This window comes from Arsenicibacter rosenii (assembly GCF_001870735.1).
Lineage (GTDB): Bacteria > Bacteroidota > Bacteroidia > Cytophagales > Spirosomataceae > Arsenicibacter > Arsenicibacter rosenii.
In genome coordinates this window covers 21587-44824 of record NZ_MORL01000030.1, presented here as the reverse complement: position 1 = coordinate 44824, position 23238 = coordinate 21587, and the positions used below count along the sequence as shown (strand labels likewise).

Sequence of the window (23238 nt, the reverse complement as noted above, 5' to 3'; positions counted from 1 at the left end):
GCGGCTATTTTTTATCGACTATCCTTTGTGGGGCAAGCGGGATTGGTGTTAACTTTAAAGAAGTAAAGTACGTATCGGGTATGTTACATCAACACTTAGTCGACCAGATTCTTGAATTGCCGGACGCACCATTGCTCATTCAGCGCGTATCGGATCATCTGGCCAGCGAACGCAAACGCCGCGAACAGTTTTATAACGACATTGATGAGTCGATCAAAGCCGAATTCATCAACGGCGAGCCCATTGTCCATTCGCCTGTCCGGAAAGAACACAATGAGGTCACGGGCTTTCTGTATCAGCTACTAAATGTGTTTGTCCGGAAAAACAAACTGGGTTTTGTAGGCTTTGAGAAAATCATGACGGTTTTTTCCCGCAATGATTACGAGCCGGACCTGGTTTTCTTCGGTAACGAAAAAGCCCGGCTGTTCAAAAAAGGGCAAACGTTGTTCCCGACGCCCGACTTTGTCGTGGAGGTACTGTCAGCGAGTACTGAAAAAAATGACCGGGGTATCAAATTTGATGATTATGAAACACATGGTGTCGGTGAATACTGGATCATTGACCCCATTCGCGAGGTTGTCGAGCAATACACCCTCACCGATGGCCGGTATGAGCTGTTGCAGAAATCCGCCGATGGCACCATCAACAGTACGGTTATTGAGGGCTTTGGTATTCCTGTCCGCGCCCTATTCGATGAAGCACTTAACTTTGCGGCTTTACAAACGCTGATGCAGTAACATGTCCCCGACTATCCGACAGGCCGGCCCCGCCGATCTGGAACCCATACAAAGCATTATCAAGGAATTTTACGACCTCTTCGGGTATCCCTACGAACAGGAGCGGCACCGGCGCATGCTGACCGAATTTCTGGCCAATCCTGCCCTGGGTTCTATCTGGATGGTCTACCACGAATCGGCGCTTGTGGGCTACCTGGCCCTTACCAACGGCTATAGTTTTGAGTTCGGCGGCCACTACGCCCTTGTCGATGAGTTCTTTATCCGCGAAGCTTACCGCAGTCTCGGGCTCGGGCGTGCCGTACTGACAGAAATTCAGCAGAAAGCCCGGCAGTCGGGGCTGCAAGCCCTCCACCTCCAGACCGAGTCCTACAACCCCAGGGCCAAACAACTCTACGAATCGCTGGGCTTCCGTGATCTGAACCGGAGTATTTTATCGTGGGAAATAGATTAGTTCTGCTTCGGCGCAGCCAATAACCCCCACACTCCCAGCACCGGCCCGGGCAAGAGCAGATAAAATGCCCAAACCGATTGATGCGTCTGATCTAACAGCCACGCCAGGCCCTGAATCGACACGATGGTGATCGAAAAACCCAGACAGGTAACCAGCGTCAGCACACTCCCGCGAATATCGTTCGGGACGTAGACCGATACCAGCGTGGTCAGTTGCGGCGAATCACCGGCAAGCGCCATGCCATACACCACCAGAAAGAGCAGCAACACAACCGGTGGCATCGACAACGTCACCGGCACCAGCAGCAGACAACAGCCCGATACGATCAGGTTACCAACCGCCACCCGCTGACTGCCGATACGCAGGGCCAATAATCCCCCTGCCGTACAACCGACAAAACCGGCCGCAATGCCGGTAAAGGCCCAGACCGGCCGGTTGATACCGGCGTCAGGATGGGCCGTTGTATACAACGTCAGCAAGACCGGCAGGAAGGCCCAGAGTGCGTACAGCTCCCACATGTGCCCGAAATACCCGAAGACCGCCGAACGCAGACCGCCCGGCTTCATCAGCAGACCAAATGCCTGCATGCTGAACCGCATGGCGGCACCGGATACCGGCTTTGACGGAATACATACCAGCAGCAGCACGCCCCCGGCAACGGCCAGCAGACTGACCGCCAGCAATACATGCTGATAGGGCAACGCCGTGCCCAGACCACGGATCAGGTGCGGGAAAGCCGTGCCCAATACCAGGGCTCCGACCAGAAAACCCATGGCCCGCCCCAGCACCGGCCTGAACCAGTCGGCGGCGATTTTCATGCCGACGGGATACACCCCGGCCAGAAAAAAACCCGTTCCGAAGCGGCTCAGCAGCACCACACCGGCATTCAGCGGCAACAGCAGCGGAAGACTGTTAAACAGCGCCGCAATCAGCACGGAACTAAAAAAAACGCGGGTTGTCGGGAAGCGGTCGGCGATGGACCGTAAGGCAAAGGTCAGCGTACCGGCAATAAATCCAAGCTGGACGGCCGACGTAATCCAGCCGTTCAGGCCAGGCGAATGCAATAGTGGCTGAAGGTCAGGCAACACCGCATTGCCGGCAAACCAGAGCGACGTACCGGCAAACTGCGCCACGACAATAACCAGCAAGTGGCCATTGCTGAGGGTAGCGGGGGCTGCCATACTAATAGGTCTTCGTCATGTCGGCCGGAATCGTCACCACGGCATCGGCGCGGTTGCGGCATTCGTCCGTCAGCTTGCTCATGTCTTCGAGCTCAACCGATGAAATGGTAAATATCTTCAGGTCAGGTCGTTGCTTCCGCATATACCAGACAATCCCCTCAAAATTCTTAGAGTGATAATCGCCGTTGAAGTGCAGCAGGGTATTGCCGGAACCGGGTGTTAGTTGCTGTAGGGAGAAATAAGCCATAGCGGCGTCCTTAACAGCCTGGGCACGGGCAAAATTAGCGGCAGGGTGTTGAGCCGGGTCAACCGGCGTTGTTGCTTTACTGTCGCCGTGGGTACCCATCATGTCGAGCATGGCCTTGTAGCCCGGCAGGTTCAGGTCGACCTCAAGCGGCAGCGGGGCTATCAGTTTTTTCTCGTCGGCCGGCAGCGCGTCCAGTGCCGGCAGACCTTGTTTAGCAACGAGGCTGGCATACTTGCGCGGCACATTGGCCGCCACAAAAACCAGATTATTCTTTTTGGCAAAATCGACCAGCGGCCGGTAGTCGGTCTGGTAATTTTTCCAGAGGCGGGCTTTTTCGGCGAGTTCCTTATCGGTAATTTTTCCCTGTACGTAGTCCGTCAGCGCCTGCTGGTTATCGGTTTCAAACATTTCGGCCGCCAGCACCAGTTTCCCGTTTTTGGCTTTGTAGATATCCTGCGTTACCTGCAACTGTAACCAGTGACAGATCGGGTTATTGTGCAATTCGCCAAACAACACTACGTCGGCTTCCGCCGCCTGACGTACCAGTTTGGCATACGAAAGGGTTTTAAGCTTTTTGTCGTAAAGCTGATAGGCCGGTTTATCCGTCATGGCCGTCAGGCAGATGCCCGTTAAAAGGATCAGTAGGTAACGCATAGTTTGCCGATGATGTATGATGAAAAATGAATAATGGACAATGTATGATGGGTAAGAGAAGCTCTCTTCGTGATGCATCATACATTGTCCATTATCCATTACGGGATCTGACTACAGCTCGCGGATCCAGATGTTCCGGAAACCAACGGGGTTACCGTGATCCTGCAGAATCAGCGGGCCTTTGTCATGGGCTTTCACTTTCGGATAGCCGATGTACTCGGTCGTACCACGAATCGCTACGTGGTTCTGCACCAGAATACCGTTCAGCAGTACCGTCACGTACGCAGGCTCCATCATCATACCGGCTTTGTTGAATTTAGGCTGGTTGTAGATGATGTCGTAGGTCTGCCACTCGCCGGGCTTACGGCTTGGGTTTACCAGTGGAATTGCTTGTTTGTAGATCGAACCAACCATACCGTTTACGTAGGTCGCGTTGTTGTAGTTGTCGAGCACCTGCAGCTCGTAGCGGCCCTGCAGGAAGATACCGCTGTTGCCACGGCCCTGACCGTTGCCTTCTACCTTCTCCGGTGTCTTAAATTCGATATGCAGCTGGAAGTCACCGAACTCCTGCTTGGTACGGGCCGAGGAACCCTTTGTCGAATACAGGATACCATCCGTAATCGGCCATTCCAGACGGCCGATGCTCGGGCTGTCCGGCGAATAACCTCTGGCGGCTACCCATGCATCCGAATTTTTACCGTCGAACAGGACAATTGCATCCGATGGTGCCGAAATACCGGACGCATTCGGGCCGGTGGTACCCGGGGTGATTACCGGTGGTACCGGTTCCCAGATTTCGCTTGATTCAGGGGTTTGTTTGGCCGGCTGCGTTTGCGCCATCGCTAAACTCATGGCACACAGGCTCAGGAATAGGGTTGTCGTTACTTTTTTCATTACGCTCTTGACTGGATTTTGCTCCAAAATAAGCGAATCGTAACCAAATTCTAATCGGTATGTAGCCGCTCTTTCGCCGAAAAGCGATAATTTCAACCCTGTTTTTTTCTTTTCTTACTCATTACTACCTATAACAATGTTGCTACGTTTTGCAAGCGTCAGTTGCTGGTTGCTGGGTTTAGGCCTGGCAAGCGCCCAGCCAACCGGACCGAAGCCAACACGTTTACCACTCAACGATCTCAGTGCCTTCCGGCCTGCCCGGGCCAACTGGTCGGTTGTGGGCGATGTGATGGCCAATCCTTATCAGGAAAGCGCGCTGACTGTACAACCCGGTACTTCCGTACTGGCCAACCAGATGCCGAAGCCTACCTACGGCGACCAGTATAATCTCCTGACCAACATGGAGCATGGCGATCTGGACATCGAACTCGATTACATGATTGCCAAAGGGTCGAATTCGGGCGTTTACCTGCAGGGACGTTATGAAGTACAGCTTTACGACAGCTGGGGTGTCAAAAATCCGACGGTTACCGACAACGGCTCCATCTACGAGCGCTGGGACGAGGCACGCCCTAAAGGCACCAAGGGCTTCGAAGGCTATCCGGCCCACCAGAATGCGGGTCGGGCACCCGGCCTATGGCAACACCTGAAAATTTCGTTTCAGGCCCCCCGGTTCGATGCCACCGGTAAGAAAATTGCCAATGCCCGCATGCTGCGCGTGGAGCTGAACGGCGTGCTGCTCCACGAAAACGTTGAGCTCTATGGCCCAACCCGCGCGGCAGCCTTCACCGACGAAAAAGCCGTTGGTCCGCTGATGTTGCAGGGCGATCATGGTTCGGTAGCATTCCGGAATATTCAGTATACATCGTACGACAAAGTGCGGCCGGCACTGTCGGATATTTCGTTTTCGGTCTACAAAGGCCGATTCGACAAGTTTGACCAGGAACCGGTACTCAGCAAACTGGCCTTCGAAGAGAAAGGCACTGCACCTGAGCTCACCCCGTCGGTCAGCCACCTGAGCAATGACTTTGTGGTACAATACAAAGGCATTCTGAAAGTAGCCGAACCGGGCGAATATGCCTTCGATATGGCCCTGCACAGCGGTGGCGGCAACCTCAAAATCAACAACCAGACGGTCGTAAAACCGTTCCAGTGGGAAGGCAAAGGAACGGCGACCCTGCCTGCCGGCAACCTGCCGTTTGAACTGACCTACACCAAAACCGTTGACTGGCTTCCGCCGTCGATGCGGCTGGCCATATCGGGCCCGGGCTTCCGTCAGTTTGTGATGAGCAGTGCCATCGGCGAGGAGCCGGAAACCGATCCGATTCTGGTCGATGCCAACCAAACTCCGATCCTGCGCAGTTTTATGGATCTGTCGGGCGTTCCGGGACCGAAAGGCGGGCCCTACCGCGTGGTACATGCCGTTTCGGTCAGCGGTCCGGAGCAGGTGTATTATACCTATGACCTCGACAACGGCGCACTGGTACAGGTATGGCGCGGTCAGTTCCTGGATTCAACGCCGATGTGGCACGACCGTGGCGACGGCTCCTCGCGGCCAATGGGCATGGTGCAACATATGGGCAAACCAGCCCTGTTCCTGACCAAACTGGCCAATAATCAGGCCGAATGGCCGAAAGACACGACCGGCAGCAGCTTCCGCCCGAAAGGCTATGTGCTCGACGCCAATGACAAACCAACCTTCCGGTATTATACCAACGGCTCGCTGGTGAACGATGCTGTCCGGCCATTGGAAAACGGACAGGGGGTGCATCGGGAAGTGACCATCGAAAATGCAGGCAGCGGCCTGACCGCCCGCCTTGCCGAAGCCGGTGTGATCAAACAACTCGACAACGGGCTGTATCTGATCGACGGCCTGTGGTATATCCGTCCCGACAGCGGCACATCGCCGGTTATCCGGACCGTCAATGGCCGGCAGGAGCTGATTGCTCCCGTTGCCAACGGTAAGGTTAGTTACTCACTCTTGTTCTAAACGTCCATGAAAAAACTACATAAATTCCTGTTATCCGCTTGCCTGGCGTCTGCGCTGGTGCTGCCGGCCGCTGCACAGGAGTCTCCGAAAGAGGAAGATTTCTTTAAAATTCTGAAAGTAACGGCACCCGAAGGCACCCTGCTCGAAGTAGGCGGCCTGACGGTGCTGCCAAACGGCGATCTGGGCGTAGCCACCCGCCGGGGCGACATCTGGATTGTCGAAAATCCGACGAGCCGCAAGCCGTATTTCCGCAAATTTGCCAGCGGGCTGCATGAAATTCTCGGGCTGGTCTATAAAGACGGCGCGTTATACTGTGCACAGCGCGGCGAGCTTACCAAGCTGGTTGACTCCAACAAAGACGGTAAGGCCGATGTGTTTGAAACAGTATATGCCTGGCCGATTTCAGGGCACTACCACGAATACAGCTTCGGGCCTAAAATCGCGCCCGATGGTACATTTTTCGTAACGGGCAACGTGGCTTTCGGCGACGAAGAATGGTGGCGGGGCGAAAGTCGTGTCCCGTGGCGCGGCTGGACCATGAAAATCAGCGAAGACGGTAAAATGGAGCCGTGGGCAACCGGTATGCGGTCTCCGTGTGGCTTGGGCATTGTTGACGGGGAGCTTTTCTACGCCGACAATCAGGGCGACTGGCAGGGATCGGGCGGGATCATCCATGTGAAGAAAGGCGCGTTTACCGGTCATCCGGGTGGTCTGCGCTGGACCAACATGCCGGGCTCTCCGCTGAACCTGACAACCGAGCAGCTGTATGCGAAAGTAAGCCCGCGTCAAAACAAGGACGCCAACGGCCGGTATATCAAACCGGAAAACGTGGTTAATGAAACGCCGGACCTGCTGTTTGAGGTTAAGAAGTCGATTCCGCAGGTGCAGTTGCCGGCGGTTTGGCTGCCTCACGGTATCCTGGGTATTTCAAACTCTGAAATCCTGACTATTCCGGAAGGCAACTTCGGGCCGTTTGGCGGTCAGTTGCTGGTCGGTGACCAGGGCATGAGCAAGATTTCGCGGGTATTCCTGGAAAAAGTTAAAGGCGAGTACCAGGGTGCGGCCATCGAGTTCCGGAATGGTTTCCAGTCGGGTGTGTTGCGGATGGCATGGGCCAAAGACGGCTCGCTGTTTGTCGGTGAAACCAACCGGGGCTGGGGCTCGGCCGGTGAAGCCAATGAAGGCCTTCAGCGCCTGGTCTGGAACGGGCAGACACCGTTTGAAATGCGGGCGGTACGGGCTATGCCGGATGGGTTTGAAGTAGAGTTCACCAAACCGGTTGACCGCAAATCAGCCGAAGATCCGGCCTCCTACAATGTCGAAAGCTTTATCTACAAGTACCATCCCGTATACGGCAGCCCGACGATCAACAAGGAAAAGCACGCGGTTAAAGGCATCAAAGTATCGGAAGACGGCATGAAAGCCCGTCTGGTGGTCGATAACCTGCGCCAATACTACATCCATCAGCTGACAATCGACGGTGTCCGCGCCGTTGAAGGGTCACACTCACTGGTACACCCGATTGCCTATTACACGCTGAACAACATTCCCGACGGTGCCAAACTGCCTGCCAGCGAACTGGCCCCTGTCCGGCCGGCCACCAGGCCAACGGTAAAACCAGGCCCCAAAACATCCGTAGGGGCGACCCCAAGTGGTCGCCCTGCCACAGCAGCGGCAGCAACCAAAGCCCCGACCTACGAAGAAGTCAAAGGCCTCCTGACCCGCCACACCTGTCTGGCCTGCCATCAGGCCGACAAACGGCAGGTGGGACCGGCTTACCGCGACGTAGCCAAACGGGGCTATACCAACGAGCAGATTGTAGACCTGATCTACAATCCGAAGCCGGCGAACTGGCCTGACTACGCGACAGAAATGCCGCCGATGCCACAGGTTCCCCGCGCCGATGCGCTGAAAATTGCCGCCTGGATTAACTCGCTGGCTGCCCCGGCCAAAGCGTCAAAACCGGCGGAACCAAAGCCGTAACCAACGGCATAGTTAATAACAAAAAGGTCGGTTTAGGGCGTAACTTCCAGAAAGTTACGCCCTAAACCGACCTTTTTGTTAAAGCATTTTATTCAGGCAAAAAGCAGGTCAACCGGGAGCTCAATACCTGCGTTTTCGTCCGTAAGCAGGTCTTTATCATGGAAGAACCGGTAGGTATCCGGCGCTGTATACACGATCACGGCTTTGATACTCGGTAAGACCACCCAACACGATTTTACACCAAAATGGAAATAGATTGCTGTTTTTTCCACCATAACCTCCAAACTTTGCGAAGGCGATTGAATTTCGATAGTCAGCAAAGGCGGGTCTGAACGCCGGGCCGAACGATTCTGAAAGTCCGGCTCAAATGTTGGATAGACAAGTACATCGGGCGTTGTGCCGACGGGTTGCGTATCCAGAGTCACCTCCGACATGATCCGGTAGACAGACCGGTAACGGATAAAAAGTTCTCCGGCAATGTTGGTTTGTACAATCCCATGTATTGTATCTGGCACAGGTTTCCCGCGTTCGAGTTCGTATTCCGACAATTGTTCGATTACAGATTCCATAACGCAACCGGTTTCAAGATGACAACTTTGATTATAGGTCAAATATAACAAAAAATGAATAACCATTCCGACCATATTCCGGACCGGCTTTTCTACAGCCTTGTCGCGTTGGGCGTCATCCTGAATGCACTTGGTCTGGGCTCGTACATCCTCGAACCCGACGGTGCCCTGTACGCCACCATTGCCAAAACCATGGCGCAATCCGGCGACTTTATCAACCTCTATGTCGAAGGCTACGACTGGCTGGACAAACCGCATTTCCCGTTCTGGATCACGGCGATAAGCTACAACCTGTTCGGTATCAACTCGTTTGCCTACAAGCTGCCGGGCCTGCTCTTTTTCGGCATCGGCGTCTGGTATACCTACCGGTTTGCCCTGCTGGCGTACAGCCGCCTCGTTGCGCAGGTCGCCACCCTGATCCTGCTGACGACCATGCACCTGATCATGTCCAACAACGACGTGCGGGCCGAGCCGTTTTTGCTGGGGCAGATCATCGGCAGTGTATTCCATTTCTACCGTATGTCCCTGCGGCCCAGAACGAGCCCGACCGACCTGCTGGCGGGCTCGTTCTGGGCGGGTTGCGCGCTGATGACCAAAGGTCCGTTTGTGCTTGTCCCGATCGGAGCGGGGCTGGTGATCCACTTTTTCCTGACAGGAAACTGGAAAGAACTCCTGAAATGGCGCTGGTATGCGGCCATTGTCCTGACCATTGCCTTTACCCTGCCGGAGTTATACACCCTTTATCAACAATTTGACCTGCATCCGGAGAAAATTGTCTTTGGCAAAACCGATGTGTCGGGCATCCGGTTTTTCTTCTGGGACAGTCAGTTCGGGCGCTTTTTTAATACCGGTCCGATCAAAGGCCAGGGCGATAAACTGTTTTTTGTACATACATTGCTCTGGGCCTTTCTGCCGTGGTCGCTGCTGCTGTACGCCAGCGTCGGGAAGGTCTTCACAAGGCTGGTTCGCCGGCAAAACCCGCTGCCCGAATACGTTTCCTTCGGGTCGGGGCTGATGACGTTTCTGTTGTTCTCGCTGTCGGGTTTTCAGCTGCCGCACTACATGAACATCGTCTTCCCGTTCTTTGCCGTCCTGACGGCCCATTACCTGACGGGCCTGCGTTCGGAGCCGGTGCTGCGCCGCTGGCTATGGGTACAGACCGGCATTGCCGTCTTGCTGGCCATCGTAGCTATCGCGCTGCTGTTCTTTTTCCGGCCCTCGCAGCTGACCGGTGCGGCCATCTGGATCGGCGTGTTTCTCCTGGTTATCTTCGTCGTGTTCCGTACCGGAGCCATCAGCCCGGTCTGGGGGCATACGAGCCTGTTGTCGACCCTGGTCGGGCGTACGGTCGGTGCATCCCTGCTGACATTCGGCTTCTACAACCTGTTTTTCCTGCCTGAGCTGCTGCCGTATCAGGCGGGGGGCGAGGCGGCGTTTTACCTCAACGAGACCGGCCCGAAAAACCAGCCCATCGGCATGTACCGCGACAACTCGTATTCGTTTGAATTTTACCTCAATCAGCCGGTACATTACTGGCGCAATACAGATACCTTACAGGCCGCTGCTTCCAGGCAACCGGTCATTGTCTTTACCCGTCCCGAACGGCTGGATTCCCTTCAGCAGCAGGGCTGGACGGTGAAACAACTGAAGTCATTTTCGTACTTCCATGTCAGTCAGTTAAAGGGCAATTTCCTCAACTACGAGACGCGGGCGTCTGCCGTGGAACCGTTTGTTGTGGCCGAAGTCCGGAAATAAGTAGAACAGCGTATCCTTCTGATTTAAAGCATATGGAAACACCGAACAATATCGAGTTTGTACAGGTTTATGCCGGCAGCATCATGCAGGCCGAAGTAGTGAAAAGCCTGCTGGAAAACGAAGAAATCAACGCGTTCCTGAAAGACGGATTTCTGGGAACGCTGGCTCCGTGGTGGGCGTCGCCGGGCGGCATGGGAGCCGTTAAGGTAATTGTGTCAAAAACAGACGTGGACAAAGCGAAAGCTATTATTGAGGCTTATCAGCAAAACGAGCCTGAAGACACGGAATCATGAAAACAATCGTATCGCTTCTCTGCGGCCTGCTCATTGCCAGCCTCACCTACGCCAAACCGGTCCGTGTGGGTGTTGCCGGTATGACCCACGACCACATCAACCTGGTGTTCGACTACATGAAACACCCCGACGATGTGGAGATCATCGGTTTTGCCGAACCCAATAAAGAACTGGCCATGCGCCTGCTGAAACGGCACAATCTGCCCGAATCACTGTGGTTTGCCAGCCTGGATGAGCTGATTCAGAAAACAAAACCCGAAGCAGTCTGCGCGTTCAACTCGATTTATCAGCACCTTGAGGTGGTGAAAGCCTGTGCGCCGAAAGGGGTGCACGTGATTGTCGAAAAGCCACTGGCGGTCAGCGTCGATCACCTGAACCAGATGCGGGCGCTTCAGAAAAAGTACGGGATTCACCTGCTGACCAACTTTGAAACCACATGGTACCCCTCACACGCAAAAGTGTGGGACATGGTCAAAACCGAGCAAAGCCTCGGCACCCTGCGTAAAGTGGTGATTATGGACGGCCACCGTGGTCCGGTTGAGATCGGGTGCAGCCGTGATTTCACCGGCTGGCTCACCGATCCGGTGCAGAACGGCGGCGGAGCCCTGATCGACTTTGGCTGCTACGGTGCCAACATCATGACGTGGCTCATGGACGGGCAGCGCCCGACTTCGGTCATGGCTGTTACCCAGCAACTGAAACCGGCCATATACCCTAAGGTAGATGACGAAGCGACCATCGTCCTGACCTATCCGACCTGCCAGGCCATTATTCAGGCGTCGTGGAACTGGCCGTTCGACCGTAAGGACACCGAAGTATACGGCACAAAGGGCACGCTGGTAGCGAATAGGGAAAGCAAAATGAAATACGTCTCCGGCGAACGCTTCGGGAAAGAAACCTGGCTCGATTTACAGCCATTGCCACACGCGCGGGCCAATGTGTTTGCGTATCTGGCGGCGGTGGTGCGGGGAGAGATAAAGCCGGACAAAGACCTGTCGTCGTTTCCGGTGAATGAAGTAGTCGTCGAGATTTTGTCGGCCGCCCGCGAATCGGCGAAGACCGGTAAGGTAGTGCACCTATAATCTAAGAACTTCCAGGAAGTTTTAAACCGCCAGACGGCCCTGTTCCTGGAAGTTCATAGATATTACTTGCCGTGATCCATCACCGGTACGGAAATGCTCACGTTATCCCATGCAATGGCAACACTGTTATTGGCCGGGGTAATCGTCAGTTTTTCTACAGGAGCTTTGTTGGCGGTTACCGGTACTTTCACCTGCGCCACATCGCTGCCTTTAATCTTTTCGTAGTCATAAGCCCCCCACTGACCCAGCTGGCTATTCAGAATAACGGTCCACTCTTTCGGATTCGGGATCGTAAACAGCGTATAGGTACCCGCCTTTACGTGCTTACCACCAAACATTACGTCGTTTTTGAACGTAATCTCCGTGGCCTCATTGGCACCGGTACGCCACACTTTACCGAATTTTTCCAGGCTACTTGAACTTTCTTCACCAAAAATCACCCGACCACGCTTCGAAGGCTGGCCGTATACTACTTTAATGTTTTTGTTAGGGCTCTCGGCCGTAATCTTAGGACTTGATGGATTTTGCGCCATCACAAAGGAAAAGGCTGACAAGAAAACAAGGATAAAAGCGGTTAGCTTTCTCATGATAGAAATTAGTTTGTTTAACGCTGCATTAACGCCATAAAGTAAGCTATAATTCCTGACCCAATGGTATAATTCGGGCAAATACCTGTATTTTTACTACGAACCCCTACTAACTAACCTTACGCCATGGCTACTTTTTTTAGCAAACGAAATTTACAATTCCTGCTACATGAGGTGTTTGAGGCCGAAAAACTGGCCCAATATCCTTACTTCAGTGCTCACGACCGCGAAACGTTTAACATGGCGCTCGACTCAGCGACTTACATTGCCGAGAACCTGATGCACCCGCACCTTAAGGCCGTTGACAAAGACCAACCTGAGTTGAAAGACGGTCGGGTAAAGGCACATCCGGCAATAAAACCTTATCTGAAAGCCATGGGCGAGTCGGGCCTGATCGGTGCCGGTTTTTCGTTTGAACAAGGTGGTCAGCAACTGCCTGAACTGATCAGTTCCAGCGTCGGCTTTATTCTGATGGCAGCCAATAACGGCATGATGTATACCGGCCTGACCTCCGGAGCGGCCCACCTGATTACGTCGTTCGGAACAGCAGCATTGCAGGAGCAGTATGTACCTAACCTGCTTTCGGGCGTCTGGCAGGGTACGATGGCCCTTACCGAACCACAGGCCGGCAGTTCGCTGTCCGACGTTACCACCTCAGCTACGCCGGTCGACGCTGAAGCCGGTGTCTACAAAATCCGCGGCCAGAAGGTGTTTATTTCCGCCGGTGACCACGACGCCACCGACAACATCATCCACCTGATGCTGGCCCGCATCGACGGAGCCCCTAAAGGCACAAAGGGCATTTCGCTGTTTGTCGTCCCTAAATACCGGCCAACCGAATCGGGTAAGTTCGTGGACAACGACGTTACGTCAACGGGCATTTACCACAAGATGGGGCAGCACGGCGTACCGGCCATGCACCTGACCATGGGCGAACGCGACGACTGCACCGGCTATCTGGTCGGGCAACCGCACCACGGTCTGTCGTATATGTTTCAGATGATGAACGAAGCCCGGATCGGGGTGGGTATGACCGCCGCAGCGATTGCGACGGCGGCCTATCACGCCGCCCTGCAATACGCCAAAGAACGCCCGCAAAGCCGCCGTCTGAACGAGAAAAACCTGCTGGATGCCCCGCAAACGCCGATTATCAACCATCCCGATGTGCGCCGGATGCTCTTGTTCCAGAAAGCCGTTACGGAAGGCTCCCTCTCGATTCTGCTCGAAACGGCCCGGCTGTTCGACCTGTCGTCGGTAGCCGAAGGGGATGACAAGGAAACGTACACGCTGCTGATGGAAATTCTGACGCCGGTGGCCAAAACGTTCCCGTCCGAAATGGGGGTGCAGTCGGTAAGTCAGAGTATGCAGACGTTCGGCGGTTATGGTTACACCGAAGATTTCCCGGTCGAGCAGTTGTACCGTGACATCCGGATTACGCCGATTTACGAAGGCACCACCGGTATTCAGGCCCAGGATTTGCTGGGGCGGAAAATGACAATGAAAGGCGGCAAGGCGGCCAAACTGCTCTTTGCCGAGATCGGCAAAACCATTGCCGAGGCCGGCACGCATGATGACCTGAAGCCCTATGCTGAACAGATGGCTGCTGAACTAAAACAAATTCAGGAAGTTATGGCGGTATTGATGCCGCACGCCATGGCCGGCGACATCGAGCGGTATCTGGCCGATGCCACGCTTTTCCTGGAGTTGTTCGGCACGGTGTGCGTGGCCTGGCAATGGCTGAAACAGGCAACGGTTGCCAAACAAGCCCTGCTGACCCACAATCCCGAAGGCGACGAGCTGGCGTTCTACGAAGGCAAACTGCACACGATGAAGTTTTATTTCCACTACGAAGTGCCCAAAACCCTCGGCCTGGCCCGACGCCTGAAAGACCCCGAGGTGCTGACAATCGTAACCCCGTAGGGGCGACCCCACGTGGTCGCCCGATTGTACGTACATATTTAAAATAAGAATAACATCCGTAAAGCGGGCGACCACGTGGGGTCGCCCCTACATGTATCAACTCATGAAAGCCTGTCTCTGCGCCCTCCTGCTGTGGCCATGCCTAACACTGGCCCAACCGAAAACCCCGAATTTCCGGATTCAGGTCGTTGATAACAAAATCGACATCGGCTATGGCCTGGCCATCGGCGATGTCGACGGAGATAAGCTGCCTGATATTCTGCTGGCCGATCAGAAGGACGTTGTCTGGTACAAAAACCCGGGCAACAAAACCGGCAACTGGGCCCGCTACATCATGGCGCGTAACCTGACACCGCAGGACAATGTCTGCATTGCGGCCCGCGACCTTGATGGCGACGGCAAGGTGGAAGTCGCCGTCGGTGCGGGCTGGAATCCGGCCGAGACGTCGGATACGACCAAATCGGGGGCCGTGTTTTACCTCAACCGCCCCGCCGACCCGACCCAACAGTGGGAAGCCATCCGGCTCCCGCACGAGGTGACCACTCACCGCATGCGCTGGGCCAGGCTCGGGAAAAATAACCACCAGCTCATTGTGGTTCCGCTGCATGGCCGCCATAACAAAAACGGCGAAGGCGCCGGTGTCCGCATCTGGGGCTATGAGTTCCCGAAAGACCCGCGCGGGCCGTGGCCACGCCACCTCATCGACTCCACCATGCACATGACCCATAATTTCGAAGTCTGGGAAAAGGAATACCTCCCGCATCCGGCCATCATCGTTGGCGGAAAGGAGGGCACGGCTGTGTATGCATGGCGGAATAAAAAATGGAACCGCACCGACAGCAACGACGACTATTTTAAAGGCGAGGGCGTCGGCGAAGTCAAAATCTATGACGAAGGCATTGCCGCCATCATGCCCATGCATGGCAATCAGCTTAAATTTATTCAGACCATGCACGATGACGATGCCGACGCGCCGCTGATCGAAATGGACGATGACTCCACCTTTCAGGCGCCGACGCAGATTACCGACAAACTCAGTCAGGGCCACGCGCTTGTTTGCGGGGACTTTCTGAAAATGGAACGTGACCAGATTGTGGTGGGCTGGCGTAACCCGAATGCCGCGCAGCAGGTCGGTATCCGGATCTTTGTGCCGCAACCCGATGGCCGCTGGACCGAACAGGTAGTGAACGACAGCGTGCGGATGGCCTGTGAGGACTTACAGGCTGCTGACCTGGACGGCGACGGCGATCTCGACCTCATTGCTTCCGGCCGAGCGACGCTGAATGTGCTGATCTACTGGAACGAAAACTAACTACCCCCTCCCCGTATTTTTTAGTTTTTTGGCTCTAAAGTCCAAAAAATCCCTTTGTGGCTTTACTTAAGTATGCTTGCATACTACCTTTATGGTTTATGCTTTACCCGTATGGCCTTATTTTATTCGAAGCGGGATCTCCGTTTTCATGTATACGAAGTACAACACGCTGAAACCCTGTTGAACTATCCTTACTTTCAGGATCACAGCCGGGAATCGTTCGACCTGGTACTCGACGCCGCCGATCAGATTGCCGTGAAGCTCCTGTATCCCCTGCTTACGGAAATGGACCGCGCCGAACCACAGCTGGCCAATGGAAAAATCAGGGTGCATCCGGGGATGAAAGCCATTGTAAAGCAGTTCGGGGCTGATGGCTGGATTAACGCCACCTTCAGCTATGACGAAGGAGGACAACAGTTGCCGGTGACTATCCAGAACAGCGCCGGATTTATCTTCCAGGCCGCGAATTATTCGGCCAGTGTGTATCCCTTTCTGACTACCGGAGCCGCCAATCTGATCCGGACGTTCGGATCGCGGGCGCTCATCGACGCCTACACGCCCCGTATGTATACCGGCGAATGGCAAGGCACTATGGCATTGACTGAGCCCGGCGCGGGTAGCTCGCTGTCCGACATCACTACCTCCGCCACGCCAACCGGTCAGGAAGGCGTGTATCACATCCGGGGCGAAAAAATCTTTATCTCCTGCGGCGACCATGATGCCTGCACTAATGTGGTGCACCTCATGCTGGCGCGCATCAGCGGCGCACCGGCCGGCGTCAAAGGTATTTCGCTGTTTGTGGTGCCACAGCAGCGCATCGGGGCCGGTCAGCAGTTGGAACCCAATGATGTGCTGACGGCCGGAGTCTACCACAAGATGGGCTACAAGGGCGCACCGATTGCGCACCTGAGTATGGGCAACAACGGCAACTGCGAAGGCTATCTGGTCGGCGAGCCGAATAAGGGGCTTTCCTACATGTTTCAGATGATGAACGAAGCCCGCGTGGGTGTCGGCATGAACGCGACGGCCATTGGTACGGCCGCGTACCATGCGTCGCTCGCCTATGCCGGCCAGCGGCCGCAGGGGCGCCGGATTACGGAAAAGGACCCTGCCCTGCCGCAAACGCTCATCATCAACCACGCCGATGTCAAACGGCTGCTGTTGTTCCAGAAATCAGTTGTTGAGGGTTCCCTGTCGTTGCTGTTGTATTGCAGCTACCTCGCTGACCTTGCCCATGTCGAAACGGGCGAAGCCAGGGACAATGCCCTGCTCCTGCTCGACCTGCTCACCCCGGTTGCCAAGTCGTATCCGTCCGAAATGTGCTGCCTGACAACCTCAGCGGCGGTTCAGATTCTGGGCGGGGCAGGCTATACGACCGATTTTCCGGTTGAACAATATTACCGCGAGGCACGGATCCACCCGATTCACGAGGGAACCACGGCCATTCACGGGCTGGACCTGCTGGGGCGGAAAATCAGTCTGCAACACGGAAAAGCGGCGCAGCTTTATTTTCAGGCCGTGATGACAACCATCGCGGAAGCGCAGCAAATACCGTCCCTGCAACCCCTTGCCGATACGCTGAACACCGTCTGCGGGCGCGTACAGCAACTAACCGGTCAGTTGCTCGGTCAGGCACGGCAGGATCCGGAAGCGTTTCTGGCCGACGCCACCCTGTATCTGGAACTGTTCGGCCTCGTAACCATCGGCTGGCGATGGCTGCAACAGGCCATCACGGCCAGTCAGGCGCTGGCCAACGCCCATGCGGCCGATCAGCCGTTTTATCAGGGCAAGATCCTGACCGTCCGCTATTTCTTTGACTATGAACTGATTAAAACCGACGCACTGATCCACCGCCTCAGCGCGTCGGCCCACGTTACGCTGGCGATGCAACCCGACTGGTTCTGATTTTATATAAGTCATTTTAACATATGGAAACGCTATTCCTTACCGACCGGCTGCAAACGCTGCTGCCTGCAATAAAGGCCTTCGTTGAGCAGGAACTGTACCCCCTCGAAACGACTGATAACCTGACGCATAACTTCTCGGCCATTGAGCCGGTCCTGCAGCAAAAACGGCAACGGGTGAAACACGCCGGTCTGTGGGGCCTCCACCTGCCGGAAGAAGACGGTGGCCTCGGCCTGACCCTGTGCGAGTTCGGGCAGATTAGCGAGATTCTGGCGAAAAGTCCGTTCGGGCATTTTGTGTTTAACACGCAGGCGCCCGACATCGGCAACACCGAACTCATGCACAAATACGCCCCCGCCCACCTGAAGGAAGCCTACCTGCATCCGCTCATGGACGGGCAGATCCGGAGTTGTTTCAGCATGACCGAACCGGAGTTTGCCGGCTCAAACCCAACCATGATGGGCACAACTGCCGTAAAAGACGGCGATGCGTACGTCATCAACGGTCACAAGTGGTTTACCAGCTCCGCCGACGGTGCGGCGTTTGCCATCGTGATGGCCGTGACCAATCCGGAGGCTGCCCCCCACAAACGCGCCAGCCAGATTCTGGTGCCGATGGATACGCCGGGCGTGCAGTTTATCCGCAACATCCCGGTGATGGGCCATGCCGGCGACAGCTGGGCCAGCCATGCCGAACTGCGCTATGAAAACGTGCGGGTGCCGCAGGCCAACCTGATCGGGCCGGAAGGTGCCGGTTTTCTGCTGGCGCAGGAACGGCTCGGCCCTGGCCGTATTCACCACTGCATGCGGTTTATCGGTATCGCCGAGCGGAGTTTTGAGCTGATGTGTCAGTATGCCGTGAGCCGCCGCTTGTCGGACGATAAATTCCTGGGCGACATGCAGTTTATTCAGGGATTCATTGCCGAAAGTCGTGCTGAGATTGATGCCGCCCGCCTGCTGGTGCTCCGCACAGCCAAACACATCGACGAACAGGGAGCCGCCGCCGTCCGGGGCGAAATTTCGATGATCAAGTTCTTTACGGCCAACATGATGCTGCGCGTTGTTGACCGGGCCATTCAGACCCACGGAGCCCTCGGTATGACCAGTGATGTTCTGCTGGCATTCTGGTATTCGCACGAGCGGGCGGCCCGTATCTACGACGGCGCCGATGAAGTTCATAAAATGGCGCTGGCCAAAACCATCCTGAAACAGTTTAGAGCATCGGACCTTAAATCGTAAATCGTACCTCGTAATTCGTACCTCGTAATTCGTAATTCGTAATTCGTAAATCAGCTATATGCTTTCTGTGGATCAACCCGTGTCGGTCCGGACGGGCGAAGAACTCGATACCGGCCGGCTGAATCAGTACCTGGCACAGGCAAACCCGGCCATCGGGCCTGTTGCGTCGGTAGCGCAGTTTCCGGGCGGCTATTCCAACCTGACGTATTTTCTGCGGTCCGATGCGGCGGAATATGTCCTGCGAAGACCACCGGCCGGGGCTAAAGCCATCAAGGGCGGGCACGACATGGGCCGCGAGTTCCGGATTCTGTCGGCCCTGCAACAGACCGGCTACCATAAAATACCCGCGCCCTTACTCTATTGCGATGACGAAGCCATACTGGGCTACCCGTTTTACATCATGGAACGGGTGGAAGGGGTTATTTTGCGGGCGCATCAGGCACGGCAGCTGGCCCAAACGCTGACGGCCGATACCATGCGCCATCTGTCCGAAGCACTCTGCGACAACCTGGCCGAACTGCACGCCATTGACATTCAGGCAACGGGGCTGATTCAGATCGGGAAACCGGACGGCTATGTGCAGCGGCAGGTCGAGGGCTGGCACAAACGCTACCAGGCCGCCCAAACCGACGAAATCGCCGTTATGGACCAACTAGCTCACTGGCTGCAACAGCATGTACCGGCCGGACAGGCACCCACGCTGATTCATAACGATTACAAATACGACAACGTGGTACTGGATGCGCAGAACCTGACCCGGATCAAAGCCGTACTGGACTGGGAAATGACGACCGTCGGCGATCCGCTGATGGATCTGGGCACCACCCTTTCCTACTGGGCCGAGGCTACCGATCAGGATTTTGAAAAGGGCTTCAACCTGTCATGGCTACCCGGCAACCTGACCCGTCAGGCATTTGCCGACCGGTATGCGGCGAAGAGCGGACGCGATGTGTCGGGGATTTTGTATTACTATGTATTCGGGTTGTTCAAAAACAGTGTGGTGTTGCAGCAGATTTACAGCCGCTACAAGAAAGGGCTGACCAGCGACCCGCGCTTTGCCGGCCTGTTGATGGGTGTCAGGGCCTTATCCGACAAAGCCCGGCGCTCCCTCGATGCGCAGCAGATGCGTTAGTTACTGCCGTATAGGGGTCAAAAAAATGAGAAGTCCGGAGACCCCGGCGATATCCCGGATACCTTCAGACTTCTCATTTCATGCGTGCTGCTCAGGCCAACCGGTTTTCTACGGACACGCGGTTCCTGTCACAACATACGTTATGGTATCAACACTCTCCTTACCGCAGGCATTGGTTGCCCGGGCCGTCATTGTGTAGGTTCCCGGCTGGGTAACGTTTACCGCATTGAGCGAATACGTGCCGGTACGCCGGTATACTGTGCTGAAGACATACCCGCCGGGGCCCGTAAAGATAAACGACGAACCCGTACCCTGGCCCTGCAGGCTTACCGTACAGTTGCCCGGCCCCAGAGCACTCGCCAGCGTCACTGAGATTGCCCTCGCTATGGCATCTACACAGCTTACTGATACCGTTGTGCTGGCCTCTCCCAAACACCCGTTCTGAGTACCGCTTACCGAGTATACCGTCGTGGTGACGGGCGATACTGTTATGGCCGTTGCGTTTGAGGGCGTACTCCACGTATAGCTATCCGCTCCGGATGCCGTCAGCGTCGCACTTTGGCCGCCGGTCAGACTCGTCGACGAAGCCGCGATACTCACCGTAGGCGAGGTGTTGACCGTTACCGTAGCAATGGCCGTAGCCGAACAATTTCCGCTGCTCACCGTAACGGAATAAGCGGTGGTACTCACCGGGCTCACGATGTTGGTGGCATTCGCAACGTTATCTGACCAGCGGTAGGTGCTGCCGCCGCCGGCCGTTAGGGTGGCACTCTTACCCGAACAGATCGTCTGATTCTGACTAATGCTGGCTGTCACGGCCGCATTGACCGTCACGGTTACACTTGTGGGCGCGAAACAACCCGTAGTTGTATTGCTTACCGTCACCGAATACACGGTTGTACTGGCGGGGGTCACTTCATTAACCGCATTGCCTGCACTATTCGACCACTGGAAGCTGTTGCCGCCCGCCGCCGTTAAGGTCGTACTCTGCCCCGCACAGATCGTCAGATTGCCTGACACCGTGGCCGTCACTGCCGGGTTGACCGTCACCGTTACAGTCGTGGAAGCCGAACAGCCCGTAGTTGTATTGCTCACCGTTACCGAATAAGCTGTGGTGCTGACCGGAGACACCACATTAGCAGAACCGGCAACATTATCCGACCACTGGAAGCTGTTGCCGCCCGTGGCGGTTAAGGTCGTACTCTGCCCCGCACAGATCGTCAGATTACCCGATACGGTGGCCGTCACCGCCGGATTCACCGTTACGGTAGCCGTGGCCGTGGCCGAACAGCCCCCGCTGCTCACTGTGACGGTATAAGGCGTCGTACTTTGCGGACTGACTGTATTAACCAAACCATTAAAATTATCCGACCAAAGTGCCGACGTTCCGCCACCGGCAGTCAGCGTCGTACTCATTCCCTGGCAGACGGTCAGATTGCCACTGATGGTAGCGGTCACTGCCGGAATTACGGTTACCGTTACCCCCGTGGTTGACCGACAGCCATTCGAAGCCACACCGGTTACCGAGTAGGTATTGCCCAGACTAACGCTGATCGCCGACGTTGAGGCCGGAAGATCCCATGTATAACTCCCGCCTGCCCCTGCGCCGGATGCCGTCAGGGTGGTAGTACCTCCCTGACAAATGGTAAGATTACCGCTGATACTGAGCGACGGAGCGGTGGTATTACTGCTGACCGACGTAGTCGCCGTGGTTGAGCAGCCCCCTTCAGTAGCCGTTACCGAGTAAACGCCTGAGGCACTCACCACACGGGTAGCGTTCGTGCTGTTGTCATCCCACCGGTACGTGCTGCCATTACCGGCAACAGCCGTCAGCGAGAGATTAGTCTGGCTACACGTCAGCGTCGGCGATGCGGGCACGGTAATGCTTACCGAAACCGGATTCCGCACAACCACCGACGTACTGATGGCCGACGTAGAACAGTACCCGTCACTAACGGTAAGGCTAATGACCGTACTGCTGCCCGGTGTCAGTATCGTTGACGCCGCATTGCTGCCCGTTGACCAGTTATACGTCAAGCCCGCGGGGGCCAGTACGTTTGCCACACGCGCTCCGCCCTGTGCTTCGGGAGCACCTGCCAGGCCATTGGCCGTTAAGGTCAGGCTTTGGCCGGGGCACACCGTCAGCGACGGCAGCGCACTAACGGTCGCCGTTGGCAGCGACCGGCGCACAGTGGTCACGGAAGTTGTTGACTGGCAATTGGCCGAGCTGATTACGGTGACACTATACAATTGGCCGAGGCTTACACTGATAGCGCTCGATTGCTCGGTGGTGCTCCAGTAGTAGCTGCCTGCGGCCCCGGCTCCGGTAGCCGTCAGTGTAATACTGGCTCCCGAACAGAACGTCAGGCCAGGGCTGACCGTAATGCCGGGCGTGGGCAGGGCATATCCCGTAATCCCGATAGTGGTGGTGCTCACAGGGCTGCCCCCCGAACCGGCAACGGTAACCGTAAACGTTTTGGTCCCCGACGTAAGCATACTGACCGAGACGACACTGCTGCTGCCGCCGGCAGTAATACTCACACCTGCCGGTGCTGTCCAGGTATAGCTATAGGGAGCAGTGCCGCCGGCAGCAGATACCGACAGCGTGGTTGTCGCGCCTACACACAGGTTCGACGAACCGGCAGTAGTGGTCAGATTAAATGCTGTTGTTACGCTTACGGTAGCCGTCGTTGTTGCCCTGCAGTTGCCGGTTGTTCCGGTTACGGAATAGGTGTTCGAGCCCGTCAGGTTGCTGATGGCATAGGTACTGCTTACCGGCTGCCCCTGCCACTGAAATACGACCGGACTGACTACCTGGCCCACGGCTGCGGCAGTCAGCGTTACATTCTGTCCGCTACCGATGGTGAACGACGGTGTCGCCGTAACGGTCAGAGACGGACAGGGGATGATGTAAAAACCGGAAGAGGACGCAACGGTCGCTCCCCCATTACCAGACTCATAAATCAGGAACTTGCGGAGCGTGCTACCGGCAGCCCCTACACCTATTGTTGCGACAAACGTACCACTGACCGGAACAACTAGCCCTGCCGGTATGGTAAACGGAAAACTGGTAAAATCATCATCAAAGAGCGTCAGGTCAACGCCATAGTTAGTGCCGGTATTGCCGCTGAGATTTGAAACAGAAACGGTTACGTTCTGCCCTTCGGTATACGTAGCCGAGGCCGGGGTGAGGGTGAGGGCAGGAGAGCCACCCCCACAGGTTCCAAGCGTATTTTGTGTACCTGTACCATCGAATTTGGACATTGGCCCGCACGGAACGCCTGCATCAACCCATGTACCGCTTCCAA

At 55.7% G+C, this 23238-nt stretch carries 18 protein-coding genes; 12 read left to right on the top strand and 6 right to left on the bottom strand.

From position 1 onward, the window contains the following. Window positions 1-80: 80 nt before the first annotated feature. Together BLX24_RS27090 and BLX24_RS27085 are read left to right on the top strand one after the other, a co-directional pair. On the top strand, window positions 81-737 hold the full coding sequence (locus BLX24_RS27090; protein ID WP_071506367.1) for a Uma2 family endonuclease: 657 nt from the start codon (window positions 81-83) through the stop codon (window positions 735-737). Between the two features lies 1 nt (window position 738). Further along, on the top strand, window positions 739-1188 hold the full coding sequence (locus BLX24_RS27085) for a GNAT family N-acetyltransferase (protein WP_071506366.1): 450 nt from the start codon (window positions 739-741) through the stop codon (window positions 1186-1188). Here the strand turns inward: BLX24_RS27085 and BLX24_RS27080 are convergent. The 3 genes from BLX24_RS27080 to BLX24_RS27070 all read right to left on the bottom strand — a co-directional run bounded on the left by BLX24_RS27080 (window position 1185) and on the right by BLX24_RS27070 (window position 4164). Continuing rightward, window positions 1185-2369 carry an MFS transporter gene (locus BLX24_RS27080; RefSeq protein WP_071506365.1) on the bottom strand — a complete coding sequence of 395 codons (1185 nt, stop codon included), beginning with the start codon at window positions 2367-2369 and terminating at the stop codon, window positions 1185-1187. The genes BLX24_RS27085 and BLX24_RS27080 overlap by 4 nt on opposite strands. 1 nt (window position 2370) lies before the next feature. Beyond that, window positions 2371-3270 (bottom strand): ChaN family lipoprotein, encoded by a 900-nt coding sequence (locus BLX24_RS27075; RefSeq protein WP_071506364.1) that lies wholly within the window; start codon window positions 3268-3270, stop codon window positions 2371-2373. Window positions 3271-3381: 111 nt separating this feature from the next. Beyond that, window positions 3382-4164, bottom strand: coding sequence for a 3-keto-disaccharide hydrolase (locus BLX24_RS27070; RefSeq protein WP_071506363.1), 783 nt, complete (start codon window positions 4162-4164; stop codon window positions 3382-3384). A gap of 136 nt (window positions 4165-4300) precedes the next feature. Between BLX24_RS27070 and BLX24_RS27065 the strand changes: the two genes are divergently transcribed. Both BLX24_RS27065 and BLX24_RS27060 read left to right on the top strand, forming a co-directional pair. Next, window positions 4301-6154 (top strand): 3-keto-disaccharide hydrolase, encoded by a 1854-nt coding sequence (locus BLX24_RS27065; RefSeq protein WP_071506362.1) that lies wholly within the window; start codon window positions 4301-4303, stop codon window positions 6152-6154. 6 nt (window positions 6155-6160) lie between these two features. Further along, the gene (locus tag BLX24_RS27060; protein WP_071506361.1) at window positions 6161-8137 is read left to right on the top strand and encodes a c-type cytochrome; all 1977 of its coding nucleotides are present in this window, start codon (window positions 6161-6163) and stop codon (window positions 8135-8137) included. A 92-nt stretch (window positions 8138-8229) separates the two neighbouring features. On the opposite strand, the gene BLX24_RS27055 is transcribed toward BLX24_RS27060, so the two are convergent. Further along, the gene (locus BLX24_RS27055) at window positions 8230-8706 is read right to left on the bottom strand and encodes a Uma2 family endonuclease (RefSeq protein WP_071506360.1); all 477 of its coding nucleotides are present in this window, start codon (window positions 8704-8706) and stop codon (window positions 8230-8232) included. Window positions 8707-8760: 54 nt separating this feature from the next. Here BLX24_RS27055 and BLX24_RS27050 point away from each other — a divergent pair, with 54 nt between their 5' ends. Genes BLX24_RS27050 through BLX24_RS27040 form a run of 3 tightly spaced genes read left to right on the top strand, consistent with a single transcriptional unit; the run spans window position 8761 to window position 11836 of the window. Beyond that, window positions 8761-10461 carry an ArnT family glycosyltransferase gene (locus BLX24_RS27050; protein WP_071506359.1) on the top strand — a complete coding sequence of 567 codons (1701 nt, stop codon included), beginning with the start codon at window positions 8761-8763 and terminating at the stop codon, window positions 10459-10461. Between the two features lie 32 nt (window positions 10462-10493). Beyond that, window positions 10494-10754 carry a putative signal transducing protein gene (locus tag BLX24_RS27045; RefSeq protein WP_071506358.1) on the top strand — a complete coding sequence of 87 codons (261 nt, stop codon included), beginning with the start codon at window positions 10494-10496 and terminating at the stop codon, window positions 10752-10754. Continuing rightward, the gene (locus BLX24_RS27040; protein WP_071506357.1) at window positions 10751-11836 is read left to right on the top strand and encodes a Gfo/Idh/MocA family protein; all 1086 of its coding nucleotides are present in this window, start codon (window positions 10751-10753) and stop codon (window positions 11834-11836) included. Before BLX24_RS27045 ends, BLX24_RS27040 begins: the two co-directional genes overlap by 4 nt. 62 nt (window positions 11837-11898) lie before the next feature. On the opposite strand, the gene BLX24_RS27035 is transcribed toward BLX24_RS27040, so the two are convergent. After that, window positions 11899-12423: a DUF2911 domain-containing protein gene (locus tag BLX24_RS27035; protein ID WP_071506356.1), complete on the bottom strand. Its 525-nt coding sequence runs from the start codon at window positions 12421-12423 to the stop codon at window positions 11899-11901. Between the two features lie 126 nt (window positions 12424-12549). Here BLX24_RS27035 and BLX24_RS27030 point away from each other — a divergent pair, with 126 nt between their 5' ends. From BLX24_RS27030 to BLX24_RS27010, 5 genes are all read left to right on the top strand, one after another. After that, the gene (locus BLX24_RS27030; RefSeq protein WP_071506355.1) at window positions 12550-14343 is read left to right on the top strand and encodes an acyl-CoA dehydrogenase; all 1794 of its coding nucleotides are present in this window, start codon (window positions 12550-12552) and stop codon (window positions 14341-14343) included. Window positions 14344-14446: 103 nt separating this feature from the next. After that, window positions 14447-15655, top strand: coding sequence for an FG-GAP repeat domain-containing protein (locus BLX24_RS27025; protein ID WP_071506386.1), 1209 nt, complete (start codon window positions 14447-14449; stop codon window positions 15653-15655). A 111-nt stretch (window positions 15656-15766) separates the two neighbouring features. Further along, window positions 15767-17560, top strand: a complete 1794-nt coding sequence (locus BLX24_RS27020) for an acyl-CoA dehydrogenase family protein (protein WP_071506354.1) — start codon at window positions 15767-15769, stop codon at window positions 17558-17560. A gap of 23 nt (window positions 17561-17583) precedes the next feature. Further along, a complete protein-coding gene (locus BLX24_RS27015; protein WP_071506353.1) occupies window positions 17584-18798 on the top strand; it encodes an acyl-CoA dehydrogenase family protein in 1215 nt (404 codons plus the stop codon). A gap of 58 nt (window positions 18799-18856) precedes the next feature. After that, a complete protein-coding gene (locus BLX24_RS27010) occupies window positions 18857-19930 on the top strand; it encodes a phosphotransferase family protein (protein WP_071506352.1) in 1074 nt (357 codons plus the stop codon). A gap of 108 nt (window positions 19931-20038) precedes the next feature. On the opposite strand, the gene BLX24_RS27005 is transcribed toward BLX24_RS27010, so the two are convergent. Then, on the bottom strand, window positions 20039-23194 hold the full coding sequence (locus BLX24_RS27005; RefSeq protein WP_218160723.1) for a beta strand repeat-containing protein: 3156 nt from the start codon (window positions 23192-23194) through the stop codon (window positions 20039-20041). Window positions 23195-23238 lie beyond the last annotated feature (44 nt).